Raw genomic sequence first — 13,340 nt, forward strand, 5'->3', positions numbered from 1 at the left:
ATACTCGTTAATGCAGATACTCGGTGTGATCCTTAAGATTGCCCGCAATATAAGCCTGAACCGCCTCATCGATCGTTGCAAAATCGGTAACCACCGGGGTAATGCCTGCCTGTTTCATGCTTTCATAGGCACCATAGCCCATGCCGCCTGCAACCAACATATTACAGTCAGTGATCGCCTGAGCCATCCGAGCATGTCGGTCCTGAGACGCCGGATCAAAGCCGTGCCGTTCACCGTGACCAGCACCATGATGGTCATGGTGGTCGTGATGGCCATTATGCCCCCCTGCGAACTGGGCATGGCCCATTTTTTCCCGTTGCTCCCGGGCAACAATTTTGCCATTTTCTATAGTCAGAACTTCATAAAAGCGTGCCCTGCCGAAATGCTTACTGATGGTTTTGCCATCATCGGTTACAAAGGCTATTTTCATTGTATCATCCTCCATATTATTAGCATATGCTCATTATAATAACCCCATATCATTATGGCAAGAGGGATATTCCTTTTTACTTGCAGAAGCGGAGTACACCTGTTACCTTTATAGTATGAAGAACCAAAGGCCTCCGACAATGCGTATAATGCAGGCCCCATTTAACTGTCTCACCCCGGATCTTATCACGGATTCTATAGAAGAAGCCTTTGGTATAAGCCTCGAAAACCTCATCTATCCCTATCCAAGCTATATTAATCGTGTATACGGTCTACAAGACACCGACGATAAAGAATATGTTGCCAAATTTTACCGACCAGGCCGCTGGTCCCAGCAACAAATTCGAGAGGAACACCAATTTCTGCAAGATCTATACCTGGGAGAATGCCCGGTAGTACTTCCCATTCCCGACCAGGAAGGGGCAACCCTGCAGACCCTGAACCTCGAAACCTATAACCCCAACTCAGATCAGATTGATGAATTGATTTTTCATTTTGCTCTTTTTCCCAAGCAGACAGGACGTGCCTTTGATCCGGAAACTGATGAAGACTGGATCCGGCTGGGTTCTCTTGCAGGCCGCATCCATGTAAGCGGCCGGAAATCCCCAAAATTATCCCGGTACCGACTCGATGCCTTTCGTTTAAAATATTATATTGATGAACTTCTTAAGGCTGGGCTTATCCCGGAGGAGTCTTTGTCCGACTTTTTATTTATTACAACAAAAGCCTTCGAACTCTTAAAAAACCATAACGAATCTATCCAGAGTATGTGTCTCCATGGCGACTTTCACAGAGGGAACCTCATCTACAACAGTGAAACGGGCCTTTCCATTATTGATTTTGATGACATGTGCGAAGGACCTGCAGTCCAGGATCTCTGGCTTTTACTGCCGGGTCACCACCGTGACAGTAGACGTGAACTGGAACTTATTCTCGAAGGATACACCGAGTTTATGGAATTTAACCAAGAAGAACTGAAGCTCATAGAGGACCTCCGGTTTTTCCGTATGATCCATTTCCTTCACTGGCAGAGCCAACAACGCTTTGACCGGGCTTTTTACCAGCATTTTCCCGATTGGGGCAACCATGCCTTCTGGATTAAGTGCATAGAGGACCTGCAGGACCAGCTATTGGAAATGGGGGGCTGAAAAACCTCTGTTTCCTATAACCCCAGCCCTTCATCGAGGCCCAGGGCAATATTCATACATTGTAAGGCCGCCCCGGACGCCCCTTTCCCGAGGTTGTCGAGCCGGCAGATCAGCAGGGCCTGGGCGTCGTTGCCGAACACAAAGATCTCTGCCCGGTTGGTCCCGTTGCAGGCGGTCGGATCAAAGTAGCCAGCTTCGGGTAACGACGCCTCTCCAAGGGGCATCGGCCGCACAAAGCGGCTGTGGCCATACCGCTCAGCATACACCTGCTGCAACGCTTCAAGATTTGCTTTTTTTGCCAGGGTATCCAGATGGAGTGGTATGGCCACTGCCATACCCCGCTCAAAATTCCCGATAATAGGGGTAAAAAGGGGCGTCCGGGAAAGGCCCCCATGGAGCCTCATCTCCGGAAGGTGTTTGTGCTGCAGGCCCAAGGCATAGTGCCGCCCTGCCTCCATCCCGGTACCTGCCCCGGATCCTGCCTTGTAGGCATCGATGAGCTTGTGGCCGCCCCCGGAATAGCCGGTAACCGAATGGCAGGTTACGGGATAGTCGGGACCGATAAGCCCAGCATCCACCAGGGGGCGGACCAGGAGTACAAAACCCGTAGCATGGCAGCCCGGCACAGCAATCCGGCAGGACTGGCCAATGCGTGACCGCTGATCGGGAGACAGCTCCGGCAGCCCATAGGTCCAATCCGGCAGGGTCCGATGGGCCGTGCTTGCATCTATGACAATCGTGTCAGGATTGGTTACTAGGGAAGCTGACTCCCGGGCGGCATCATCGGGAAGGCAGAGGAAGACCACATCGGACAAGTTAATAAGCCGGCGCCGTTCATCAATATCTTTCCGCAGTTCGTTTTCTATAGTAAGGACTTCGACATCACTGCGGCGTGCCAGCCGTTCCCCGATCTGTAGCCCGGTGGTCCCCGCATTTCCATCCACAAACACTCGATAGCTCATGGGGCTATTATGACAAAATATTGCGGGGTGTACAAGAATAGATTAAGAAATCGGGGACCATAGGATAGAATTCCTTAAAGTCCCCTAATAATATTTACTATTTTATCTTGATGTATTCCTCGATTTGGTATATACATCAAAACAGACTGCACCGAGCAGAACAAGACCTTTAATAGTCTGCTGCCAGTCCACACTTACCCCCAAAATAGACATACCATTGTTCAAAACACCCATCACAAGCCCACCAACAATAGTACCTACCACAGTACCCACGCCGCCAGAAGCTGAAGCCCCGCCGATATAGCATGCAGCAATCGCATCCAATTCAAAGTTGGTTCCCGCTTTTGGCGTCGCTGCATTGAGCCGGCCTGCAACAACCAAACCAGCTATGGCGGCTAGGAAACCCATGTTTGCATAGACCCAGAACATTACCTTTTGGGTTTTGACACCGGAAAGCCGGGCAGCCTTTTCATTGCCCCCCAGGGCGTAGATATGCCGCCCCGCAATGGTGCGCTGGGTTATAAAGGTATAGATAAATATGAGAAGGCCCAACAGGATCAGCACAATAGGAATACCGTTGTATGCAGCCAGGTTAAATGTTAAGAGATTGATTGCTACAACGATTAAGGTAATTTTTGCTATTTCCAGACCGATGGGCAGTACTTCAAAATCATACTTCTTCTTTTTTGCCCGACTATTCAACTGGGAAACAATAAAGAGAATCGACATAACAATACCGATAACAATTGCAATCCCATTCAAACCACCAATATGCCAGTCTCCCGGGATAAAACCGGCAGCGATGTTCTGAATCGATTTATCGAATGGGGCTTTTGTTTGTCCCTTTAATATAACCATGGTAAGACCGCGGAATATCAACATACCTGCCAGGGTAACAATAAAGGGCGGGATTCTCAGGAATGCGATGAAAAATCCATGAAATGAACCGACCATAAGCCCTATTAAAAGTGTTAAAAAAACGCCCGCAACAACAGGGATCTTAAGGTCTATCATTAATACTGCTGAAACCGCTCCAACGAAGGCAACTACCGAGCCGACAGAAAGATCGACATTACCCGTAACTATACAGAGCAGCATACCAACACCCAGGATGAGCACATAACTATTCTGCAGAACCAGGTTGGTAACATTCATCGGCTTAAAAAGAATACCCCCGGTGATGACCTGGAAAAACAACATGATAAATAAAAGGGCAATAACCATGCCATATTGACGAATATTGCTTTTAAAGAAGCTCGTTAGCTTTCCCATTTAATTGCTCCTTATAATTCAATTCAGGCTGAAATCCTCTGACGGCTCAATTTCTGATGTTCGATAATTTTCTTCATAATCGCTTCCTGAGATGCTTCGTGCTGGGATAGTTCTCCCACGATCTGGCCCTCAGTAATCACATAAATCCGGTCACACATACCAAGCAGTTCCGGCATCTCAGAGGATATCATCAATATAGCCTTGCCTTCAGCGGCCAATTTATTGATGATCGTATAAATCTCATATTTTGCGCCTACATCGATACCGCGGGTGGGTTCATCAAGAATTAGTATATCAGGATTTGCCATAATCCACTTTCCAAGGACTACCTTCTGCTGGTTCCCGCCGGAAAGGTTTTCTACTTTCTGGGAAAGGCTGGCACATTTTATCTTCAGTTTATCCCGATATTCATTTGCAATCTGAGTTTCCCGGTTCTCATCGATAACCGCCAGGGTGCTCACCGATTTTAGGCTTGCCAGGGACACATTAGTTCGTATGTCATCGATAAGGACCAGGCCGTAATTTTTACGATCTTCTGTTACATATGCAATGCCATGTTCAATGGCTTCCGGTACTGTGTTAATACGCAATTCACGGCCATTTTTTATAATTTTACCTCGATGGTGGATACCATAGGACTTACCGAAAATACTCATGGCAATTTCAGTCCTGCCGGCGCCCATAAGGCCTGCAAATCCCACCACTTCACCTTTTCGAACATTAAAGGAAACATTTTTAATTACCTGCCGATCTTCATTATTTGGATCATGGACCGTAAGGCCTTCTACACGGAATACCTCTTCTCCAATTTCCACCGATCGTTTGGGGAAGCGGTCTACAATTTCCCGGCCGACCATGCTTTTTATGATTCGGTCTTCATCCAGGGACCGCTTATCATTCTGCAATGTTTCTATGACCCGTCCATCCCGGATAACTGTTACTGCATCGGCAACTTTAGTTATTTCGTTCAACTTATGAGAAATAAGAATTGATGTAATACCATGCCCTTTGAGCTCTACCAGCAAGTCGAGTAATTTATTGGATTCCTCATCATTCAAAGCTGCAGTGGGCTCATCCAGTATCAAAAGTTTTACATTTTTAGAAAGGGCCTTAGCTATTTCCACAAGCTGTTGTTTTCCAACACCGATATCTGCAATTAATGTGTTCGGATTTTCATCCAAACCTACTTTTTTTAATAATTGCTTCGCCTTCGCTACCGTTTCATCCCAATTGATGACCCCATTCTTTGCCTGTTCGTTACCTAAAAAAATATTCTCTGCGATGGAAAGATAGGGAATCAGTGCCAGTTCCTGATGAATGATCACAATGCCCATATGTTCACTGTCGCGGATATCCCTGAACTGGCATTCTTTGCCTTTAAAATAGATGGTTCCCTCATAGGAACCATGGGGATACACACCACTCAGGACCTTCATCAACGTAGATTTTCCTGCCCCATTTTCACCAACGAGGGCATGTATCTCATCATCAAATACGGTAAGGCTGACCCGATCCAGAGCACGGACACCTGTAAAGTTTTTGGTGATTTCCTTCATTTCAAGAATAATTTCAGCCATTGTCTGTGACCTCAAATGTATGTATCCACTCATGAACATAGGGCACTTTGACGAAATTATCGTCAAAGCACCCTATCCTCTCACAAATTATCTTACTTTAACTGGTCTTCGGTATAATAGCCGCTACCGATGAGCACTTGTTTGTAATTCGAAATATCCACCGATACGGGTTCGCACAGATAGGAAGGAACAACCTTTACGCCGTTATCATAGGTTTTTGTATCGTTCACTTCTGCAGGTTTTCCCTGAAGTACTGCATCGACCATATTTGCGGCTTTCTCGGCGAGTACACGGGTATCTTTGAATACGGTATGAGCCTGTTCACCGGCAATAATGGATTTTACTGAAGGAAGTTCTGCATCCTGTCCGGTCACGATGGGAAGCTTCTTGCCGCCACGGCCATAGCCAGAGCTCTTGAGTGCGGAAAGGATACCAATAGAAATTCCATCATAGGGGGAGAGCACTGCATCAACATTGGCTGAGGTATAGTAGGCGGTCAGGATGTTATCCATCCGCTGTTGAGCGGTAGCACCATCCCAACGGAGGGTTGCGACCTTGGCAAATTCAATCTGTCCGGACCGCACCACCAGTTTCCCGCTTTTAATATAGGGATTCAGCTGATCCATAGCACCGTTATAGAAGAAGTAGGCATTGTTATCATCAGGGGAGCCCGCAAAAATTTCAATATTATATGGCCCCTTTCCTTCCTTCAATCCCAGTTTCTCCACGATATAACCGCCCTGCTGAACGCCGACCTTATAGTTATCGAAGGTCGCATAGTAGTCGACATGGGGACTGTTACGGATAAGCCGGTCATAGGCAATTACGGGGATTTTTGCCGCCGCAGCTTTCTTCAGAACATTAGTCAAAGATTCTCCGTCAATTGATGCAATAACCAGACAATTCACACCCTTGGTAATCATGTTTTCAAGCTGGGCAATCTGAGCATCAATATTGTCTTCTGCATACTGGAGATCTACTTTATAGCCTCGACCTTCAAGAATCTTTTTCATGTTTCCGCCATCCTGAATCCAGCGCTGAGAAGACTGGGTTGGCATGGCAATACCGACATAATTTTTCTTTGCCCCTGCATTTTTTTGACAACCGACCATTAGCAAAACGCTAACAGCAACCAGTGAACTGACCAGTAACAGACTGGCAAATCGAATAAAACGTTTCATAGGCACTCCTTTTCCTAGGATTGATTGTTTTAGAACATTTATGCGAGCGGTAACGTACACGCATTGTTCTAAAACTTTCGTATATGATTGTATCGTACACCCAGTTTTCGAATCTGTCAAATAAAAAATGCGTTTACGTACACTTTTTTTAATTATCTTAATTGCTTAAATTCTGAGGCACGATGTATGATAAAATTATTATGATATAATCATAGAGGAGCCCTGTGTGTTTGCCTTAGAACGACACCGTCTTATCCGCAACTACCTGCTTGAACATAAACAGGTCGATGTCCGCACCCTCACTGAACTACTTTCTGTGTCTGAGGTAACAATTCGCCGTGATCTGGAAAAACTTGAAGAAGACCGATTTCTGGTAAGAACCCACGGCGGAGCAATTATTGTAGACTCACCTCATGATACCTATACTGCAAAAAAGGCAAACAACACCCTCGATATGTATGGTATTGGTAAAACCGCTTCCCGGTTAATCCAACCAGGCGACACTGTTTTACTGATAGCTGGGATACATTGTCGGGCAATTATCCAGCATATTCAAACTATAGAACCCCTTATCATACTTACTAACGACCTTTCCATTGCAATGGAAGTTGAAACTCATAAAAATAAGCAGGTAGTGCTTCTGGGTGGAGACCTTTCTCAGAAAGAACCAGCGGTCTATGGAGCCCTAACACTGGATGACATGAAACGGTTTCATGTTCATAAAATGTTTGTAACCATAGATGGTTTTTCTGAGCATTTTGAATTATCGGTCTCTTCTCAGGAAAAGGCTCTGTTGATTCGGGAAGCAAGGAACAACACCAAGGATCTCATCATCCTCTGTAGTGCTGAGCACTTTAACCGTCCTGCATTCTATTCTTTTGGTGCAGCTAAAAATGGAGATACTATTGTTACGGACAGAAAAATCTCAGAAAGCCTCAAACAGCATTTATTTAAGGCTAATCTCAGACTTTTTACCACCGTGGATATTTATGAAGGGCCTAAACATGGATGAGCATCCCATCATCACGTTAGACCATGTATCGAAACGAATTTCGGAAGAGTTCTCCCTTTCTGACATCAACCTGAGCTTATATCCCGGAAAAGTGCACGTATTAATCGGTGAAAATGGTTCTGGAAAAACCCGTCTCCTGCACATTATGGCAGGCATTGATATTCCTGACTCAGGGGAGCTGTTTCGTAATTGCCCAGCCAACTCAATTCTCTTCCTTCCTCAGGAACCCCAGGTTTTTGAGAATCTATCAGTGGCAGAAAACATTTTCTTTAACTGTTACCCCCGCTCATGGAATGGTTCTATTGAGTTCATGAAAATCATACAAACTACTAATAGTTTATTTCAGGAACTCGGCATACTCCTGGATCCCAAAGTACTGGTCCGTCAGTTAGGGTATGCCCAGCGACAGCTCCTGTCCGCTGCAAAGGCTCTTGTGCATGATTGGAATCTCGTGATTTTTGATGAACCTTCTGCAGCCCTTGGAGAACCGGAGCGGAAAATTCTCTTTACCATAATCCAGAAATTAAAGACCAAAGGGACCGGCGTTCTCTACGTATCCCATCGTCTGGATGAAATTTTTAAAATAGGTGATGAGGTTTCTGTTATACGACAGGGTAAAATTCTTGGCACCAAAACGGTAATGGAAATTGACCGAAAAAGTATTGTTAGGTTGATGTCAGGCAAATCCCTTATTGAACGGTATCCCCGTTTTACACGCCCCATCGGAAATCCGGTGCTCGAGGTTGAAAAACTTTCTTCCTCTCCTATATTAAATAACATTTCTTTTTCGTTATACAAAAGAGAAATCCTGGGCATTACTGGTCTTATGGGTTCAGGCCGTACCAAACTTGCCCACTGTCTCTTCGGCGAAGAACCTGTTTCTTCAGGAACCATTAAAATTCATGGAAGAGATATCATTTTCAGATCCCCCATTGATGCACTGAGACAGGGAATTGCCCTCATTCCCGAGGATCGGAGCGTTAATGCTATTCTGCATTATCAGAATTTAATTCTTAATATCACCATAGCATCTCTTCCGCGCTTTAAGGGCTTCACAGGTTTACAAACAGGCCGCATGTTCCATACAGTACGGAAATACAGCGATCACATTGGTATTAAGACCGGAAATGTCAATGATTATCCGGATAACTATTCAGGGGGAAACCAACAGAAGGTTGCCATTGCACGATGGCTCGCCTACCGGGCAGACATCTATATATTCGATGAACCGAGCCGCGGCATCGATGTTTCGTCCAGAATTGACCTCTATAATGCCATTAATGATATTGTAGCAAAGGGCGGCTCAGTAATTCTGATATCATCAGATATCGAAGAAATCATCGGCATGTGCGACCGAATCCTGGTACTCACCGGCGGCACCATCGTGGCTGAACTATCCCACGAAGCGGCAAGCCCGGAACGTATTCTAAAATACGCGACCCGGGCCTAACCGTATTTATTTCTGCAATTACCGCTGCCCGTAGTAGGCATTAGCTCCATGCTTCCGGTCATAGTGCTTCTGCACAATGTAAGCCGGTAAACCCTTTATATCATCGGACAGCACCCCGGTGAGATAGGCCATTTTGCAGATTTCTTCTAGAACTGCTGCATGATACACCGATTTGGCCGCAGAAGCCCCCCAGGTAAAGGGGCCATGACCGGCCACCAGCACCATAGGAATTTCTTCCGGATCCAGTTGCTGGCTCCGGAAGGTTGCCACAATCAGGTTTCCTGTCTCCTGTTCATAATCATGCTTAAGAGCTTCTTCACTAATATACTCTGTACAGGGGATTGGATGGGTGCAGTGGTCCGCATGGGTGGTTCCCAAAACCGGAACCGACCGCCGGGCCTGAGCCCAGGCAACCGCATAGGTGGAATGGGTGTGGGTAACCCCGGCAATACCGGGGAAGACTCGGTAGAGCACAATATGGGTTTTTGTATCCGATGACGGATTCAGCTTTCCATCAACCTTTTTACCCTCAAGATCCATCACCACCATGTCACTAACCTTCAGGGCCTCATAGGCAACCCCGGAAGGTTTTATCGCAAGGATTGCCCGCTGTCGATCAAAGGCTGATACGTTACCCCAGGTATAGAGAGCTAAAGCTCGCCGAGGTATTTCCATATTCGCCTCATAGGCCTCTTCTCGGAGGCTTTTATAGGGATCCATAGTACACCTATCTCCTGGACCAATAGGCTTCTGCCCACCTCAATTCATCCCGAAGCCTGACCGGGTCAGTGTGCTTGTTGATGACCACAAGTTCTATTCCCATTATTTCTGCCCAGTCCCGGAGGTATTCGGTCGTTATGGCAAGCGAAAAGGCCGAATGATGGGCTCCGCCGGCCAAAATCCAGCTCTCGGCAGCATCCTGCAGATTCGGATAAGGTTTCCAGAGGACCCGAGCTACGGGCAATTTCGGCATATCCTTTTCTATTTTAATCGATTCAACCTCATTCACCACGAGCCGGAACCGGTCTCCTAGATCGATCAGGGATGCACAGACTGCCGGACCTGAGGCTGCATCAAAGACCATCCGGGCCGGATCCTTCTTTCCCCCAATACCGAGGGGATGTACCTCAATCCGCGGTTTTCGAGCCGCAATAGAGGGGCACACCTCTAGCATGTGGGCGCCCAGAATTGCTTCCTTTCCCGGCTCAAAGTGATAGGTGTAGTCTTCCATAAATGATGAGCCCCCGGGTAACCCTGTGGCCATCACTTTAACTGCCCGCACGAGCTGGGCAGTCTTCCAGTCACCCTCGGCGCCAAAACCATAGCCCTGCTCCATGAGCCGCTGAACCGCAAGCCCCGGAAGCTGTTCAAGCCCGTGAAGATCCTGAAAAGTGGTGGTAAAAGCCCGGGCATTCTGAAGCTCGAGGAACTGTTTCATTCCCAGTTCATACCGGGCCTGTTCCCGAATAGCCTTCATGGCATCCTTATTGGCTTTTAGTTCAGCACCAATTTCATAGGCTGCTTCATATTCTGCAACCAGGGCATCTATCTCTTGATCTGGTATCTGGGCTACTACAGCTGCGAGGTCGCCGATACCCCATCCATTTACCTGCCAGCCAAACTGGATCTGGGCAGAGACCTTATTTCCCTCGGTAACGGCAACCTCCCGCATATTGTCACCCCAGCGAACCACCGTCGTCCGCTCGCCATCCGCAGCAGCTGCAGCAGCCCGCATCCACACACCAATTTTCCGCCTGACCTCTGGATCTTCCCAGTGGCCGACCACGATTTTTCTCGGCAGCCGCATCCGGGCATGAATGAACCCATGCTCCCGGTCTCCATGGGCAGACTGGTTCAGGTTCATAAAATCCATATCGATGCTCGCCCAGGGAATATCCCGGTTGTACTGCGTATGTAAATGCAGAATCGGCTTCCGGTTAATTGCAAGACCGGAAATCCACATCTTGGAGGGCGAAAAGGTATGCATCCAGGTGATAATCCCCGCACAGAAGGGATCCGCATTAGCCTGTTCAAAGAGCGTTCGGATTCCCAGGGGGGTTAACACGGTAGGTTTTAACACCAGGGTGCCTGGCAAAAGGGGATCGCCCTCCATGCCGGCTACCATTTTCTTTGCATGGTCCGAAACCTGCTGTAAGGTTGCTTCTCCATACAAGTCCTGACTGCCCACCACAAACCAGAAAGCAAATCGTTTTAATCCAGTATTCATAGTTCAACCTCCAGAAACAACAATTCTATGCCACCCAGCACCGCTCTTGATAACCAGGTGCCTCGCATAAAGCGTGTACGTTCACGCATAATGGTAAAACAGAATACCAGACTTGTCAATGCTGATTATTCGCTTATTTTGCCATAACGCATAAAGTATTGATTACATAATGAGGTAAGCTCATCAAACTTCATTTTGAGTGTGTTAGATGTTATTACAACAGGACTGCCGCAAAGATTGTAGTTTGCTTTGTTGATTATCCGTTTTAGGGGGCTACTATGTTCGATATACTTTTCCGGGTTTCGAATACCAACTACAAGCATTTTCTGCTTTTGAATCTCAAATATTGAAAACCCTGTCACCTCAGACCAGGGAATAAAGCCAGCACTCACAACGCTTGAATTATCGATTAAACCCTTTCCATTCAGTATAAGACCAGGTTTTTTATCAAAGAGTTTTATTACACTGAACACAAGGCAAAGGCCAAAAAAACCTATCGCTAGTATCCCAACGATAAATTGCAATTGGAGCAACCAGATACCAAGGGCAACAAATATGCTAGCCCCTATGGTCAGCAAAACCACTTTCTTTTTACTTAATTCTATCACCGTTTCATGTTCAGAGATCATAGTTTTACTCCTTCACTGCAGACATTCGGATCTTTAATCGACCTGTTTCAAGGGCTCGAAAAAACAGAAGCCCTGCAAACATCCCACTACCCAGGGTGAGCAGAGAGGCCAGTACGATGGCCCCAAGTACCGAAGTCATCGTCTTTCCGATCACATAGGCGCCAAGCATACAGAAGGGGACATTGAGAAAATATATTCTATACGCAGTGAATGCCAAACTCATACCGGCAAAACCTGCGGTAGACATAATAGTAGTAATCATGAAAACCGGAAGTACAAAGAATGTTGCCGTAGCCATCCATGGGGTAATCTGTCCCGCAGTAGCCAGCACCTGTGAATCGGTCTGGAATGCAGCAAAGAGCCAGGGAGATACAAGTACATAGCCAAGGAGCAGCAAACCACACACCAAAATCCCCATCCATGTTGAAGTCATTAAGGTCTGCTTCATCCGTTTAATATCCCCGGCGCCTGCAGCCTGTCCTGCGATAGCTGCGACTGCACTCGATAAGGACCAGATCGGAATAAGAGCAATCTGTTCAAGTCTCGAATACAACGTAAAAGATGTCAGTACAACCGGATCTATATCAGTCATAATCCGGTTATAAAAAATAAAACTGATTGATGAGAGAAGATTAAGTACACTTTGGGGTAAACCGACACGGAGTATCTCAACAATAACAGAACTTGATATATTCGATATTTTCCAATGTATAGTGACATTAGATGTGCGTATTAGAAACACCACAACCAGATACACCAGACTGAGTGCATTGCTCAAACAGGTCGCGAAAGCTGCGCCTGCAATTCCCATACGGGCCCCAAAAATCAATAAGGGATCAAGCACAATATTTGCGATAGTACCGATCATCATCGCCATCATCATGTGCTTTGTTCGGCCTTCACCCTGAAGAATCCCAGTGAACACTGCACCGGCCAGCATAAAGGGCACCGTTGGGAGCAACCATAAAAGATACTCAAGACCATACTCCAATAAGAGCCCCTTACCACCAAAGAGCTGTAATAAAGGAACTGCAAAGGGATACATGAAAAGCATGATCACAGTACTGGCACTGAGAGCAAGGGCAAGGGCACTTTCAGCAGTCTGGTCAAGTTCCTTCGCACGACCAGCTCCAATTGCTCGGGCAACAAGAGAAGATACACCACCTGAAATACCGAAGCTCGCTGCAAGAAAAATAAAAAATAACGGGAACACAAGCCCTGTGGCACCCACAAGATACGGGTCAGATGGATTTATTTGGGCAATAAACCAGGTATCTACAATGTTGTAGAGAAGATTAAATGCCTGACCTGCAAGAACCGGCAGACCTAATCTGATAAGTAACGGACTAATTGGACCAGATCGTAGATTGATAGTATTCATATGGTATAACAGTAAAACCGGTACTAATATATTAGTCAATAATTATATTCATACTGTAAACCGCTGGTTAAC

At 46.4% G+C, this 13,340-nt stretch carries 12 protein-coding genes; 3 read left to right on the forward strand and 9 right to left on the reverse strand.

The window, feature by feature from the left end; genetic code table 11:
* Nucleotides 1–7: 7 nt before the first annotated feature.
* The gene (locus SPICA_RS14225) at nt 8–445 is read right to left on the reverse strand and encodes a NifB/NifX family molybdenum-iron cluster-binding protein (protein WP_215904896.1); all 438 of its coding nucleotides are present in this window, start codon (nt 443–445) and stop codon (nt 8–10) included.
* A 133-nt stretch (nt 446–578) separates the two neighbouring features.
* Between SPICA_RS14225 and SPICA_RS14230 the strand changes: the two genes are divergently transcribed.
* On the forward strand, nt 579–1,577 hold the full coding sequence (locus SPICA_RS14230) for a serine/threonine protein kinase (RefSeq protein ID WP_041396273.1): 999 nt from the start codon (nt 579–581) through the stop codon (nt 1,575–1,577).
* 14 nt (nt 1,578–1,591) lie between these two features.
* Here the strand turns inward: SPICA_RS14230 and argC are convergent, their stop codons facing one another.
* The 4 genes from argC to chvE form a co-directional block, all read right to left on the reverse strand.
* A complete protein-coding gene (gene argC, locus SPICA_RS14235; RefSeq protein ID WP_013970185.1) occupies nt 1,592–2,539 on the reverse strand; it encodes an N-acetyl-gamma-glutamyl-phosphate reductase in 948 nt (315 codons plus the stop codon).
* A gap of 102 nt (nt 2,540–2,641) precedes the next feature.
* Nucleotides 2,642–3,811 (reverse strand): multiple monosaccharide ABC transporter permease, encoded by a 1,170-nt coding sequence (mmsB, locus tag SPICA_RS14240; RefSeq protein ID WP_013970186.1) that lies wholly within the window; start codon nt 3,809–3,811, stop codon nt 2,642–2,644.
* A gap of 23 nt (nt 3,812–3,834) precedes the next feature.
* Nucleotides 3,835–5,388, reverse strand: coding sequence for a multiple monosaccharide ABC transporter ATP-binding protein (gene mmsA, locus SPICA_RS14245; RefSeq protein WP_013970187.1), 1,554 nt, complete (start codon nt 5,386–5,388; stop codon nt 3,835–3,837).
* 92 nt (nt 5,389–5,480) lie between these two features.
* Nucleotides 5,481–6,569 carry a multiple monosaccharide ABC transporter substrate-binding protein gene (chvE, locus tag SPICA_RS14250; protein ID WP_013970188.1) on the reverse strand — a complete coding sequence of 363 codons (1,089 nt, stop codon included), beginning with the start codon at nt 6,567–6,569 and terminating at the stop codon, nt 5,481–5,483.
* A 226-nt stretch (nt 6,570–6,795) separates the two neighbouring features.
* Between chvE and SPICA_RS14255 the strand changes: the two genes are divergently transcribed.
* Nucleotides 6,796–7,581: a DeoR/GlpR family DNA-binding transcription regulator gene (locus SPICA_RS14255; protein WP_013970189.1), complete on the forward strand. Its 786-nt coding sequence runs from the start codon at nt 6,796–6,798 to the stop codon at nt 7,579–7,581.
* Nucleotides 7,574–9,031 (forward strand): sugar ABC transporter ATP-binding protein, encoded by a 1,458-nt coding sequence (locus SPICA_RS14260; protein ID WP_041396274.1) that lies wholly within the window; start codon nt 7,574–7,576, stop codon nt 9,029–9,031. The genes SPICA_RS14255 and SPICA_RS14260 overlap by 8 nt, the downstream gene beginning before the upstream one ends.
* Nucleotides 9,032–9,049: 18 nt before the next feature.
* Here the strand turns inward: SPICA_RS14260 and araD are convergent, their stop codons facing one another.
* From araD to SPICA_RS14280, 4 genes are all read right to left on the reverse strand, one after another.
* The gene (gene araD, locus SPICA_RS14265; RefSeq protein WP_013970191.1) at nt 9,050–9,751 is read right to left on the reverse strand and encodes an L-ribulose-5-phosphate 4-epimerase AraD; all 702 of its coding nucleotides are present in this window, start codon (nt 9,749–9,751) and stop codon (nt 9,050–9,052) included.
* 7 nt (nt 9,752–9,758) lie between these two features.
* Nucleotides 9,759–11,258, reverse strand: coding sequence for an L-arabinose isomerase (araA, locus tag SPICA_RS14270; RefSeq protein ID WP_013970192.1), 1,500 nt, complete (start codon nt 11,256–11,258; stop codon nt 9,759–9,761).
* A gap of 125 nt (nt 11,259–11,383) precedes the next feature.
* Complete coding sequence (locus tag SPICA_RS14275) at nt 11,384–11,887, reverse strand: STM3941 family protein (protein ID WP_013970193.1); 504 nt, start codon at nt 11,885–11,887, stop codon at nt 11,384–11,386.
* A 4-nt stretch (nt 11,888–11,891) separates the two neighbouring features.
* Complete coding sequence (locus SPICA_RS14280; RefSeq protein ID WP_013970194.1) at nt 11,892–13,268, reverse strand: MATE family efflux transporter; 1,377 nt, start codon at nt 13,266–13,268, stop codon at nt 11,892–11,894.
* Nucleotides 13,269–13,340: the final 72 nt, after the last annotated feature.

Source organism: Gracilinema caldarium DSM 7334, from assembly GCF_000219725.1.
Classification (GTDB): domain Bacteria; phylum Spirochaetota; class Spirochaetia; order Treponematales; family Breznakiellaceae; genus Gracilinema; species Gracilinema caldarium.

Bases quoted from the DNA above. Each gene is read 5' to 3' on its own strand.
- araD (WP_013970191.1), bottom strand. From the start codon at position 9,751: ATGGATCCCTATAAAAGCCTCCGAGAAGAGGCCTATGAGGCGAATATG.
- SPICA_RS14280 (WP_013970194.1), bottom strand. From the start codon at position 13,268: ATGAATACTATCAATCTACGATCTGGTCCAATTAGTCCGTTACTTATC.
- mmsA (WP_013970187.1), bottom strand. From the start codon at position 5,388: ATGGCTGAAATTATTCTTGAAATGAAGGAAATCACCAAAAACTTTACA.
- SPICA_RS14275 (WP_013970193.1), bottom strand. From the start codon at position 11,887: ATGATCTCTGAACATGAAACGGTGATAGAATTAAGTAAAAAGAAAGTG.
- SPICA_RS14230 (WP_041396273.1), top strand. From the start codon at position 579: ATGCAGGCCCCATTTAACTGTCTCACCCCGGATCTTATCACGGATTCT.
- chvE (WP_013970188.1), bottom strand. From the start codon at position 6,569: ATGAAACGTTTTATTCGATTTGCCAGTCTGTTACTGGTCAGTTCACTG.
- SPICA_RS14260 (WP_041396274.1), top strand. From the start codon at position 7,574: ATGGATGAGCATCCCATCATCACGTTAGACCATGTATCGAAACGAATT.
- araA (WP_013970192.1), bottom strand. From the start codon at position 11,258: ATGAATACTGGATTAAAACGATTTGCTTTCTGGTTTGTGGTGGGCAGT.
- mmsB (WP_013970186.1), bottom strand. From the start codon at position 3,811: ATGGGAAAGCTAACGAGCTTCTTTAAAAGCAATATTCGTCAATATGGC.
- SPICA_RS14225 (WP_215904896.1), bottom strand. From the start codon at position 445: ATGGAGGATGATACAATGAAAATAGCCTTTGTAACCGATGATGGCAAA.
- argC (WP_013970185.1), bottom strand. From the start codon at position 2,539: ATGAGCTATCGAGTGTTTGTGGATGGAAATGCGGGGACCACCGGGCTA.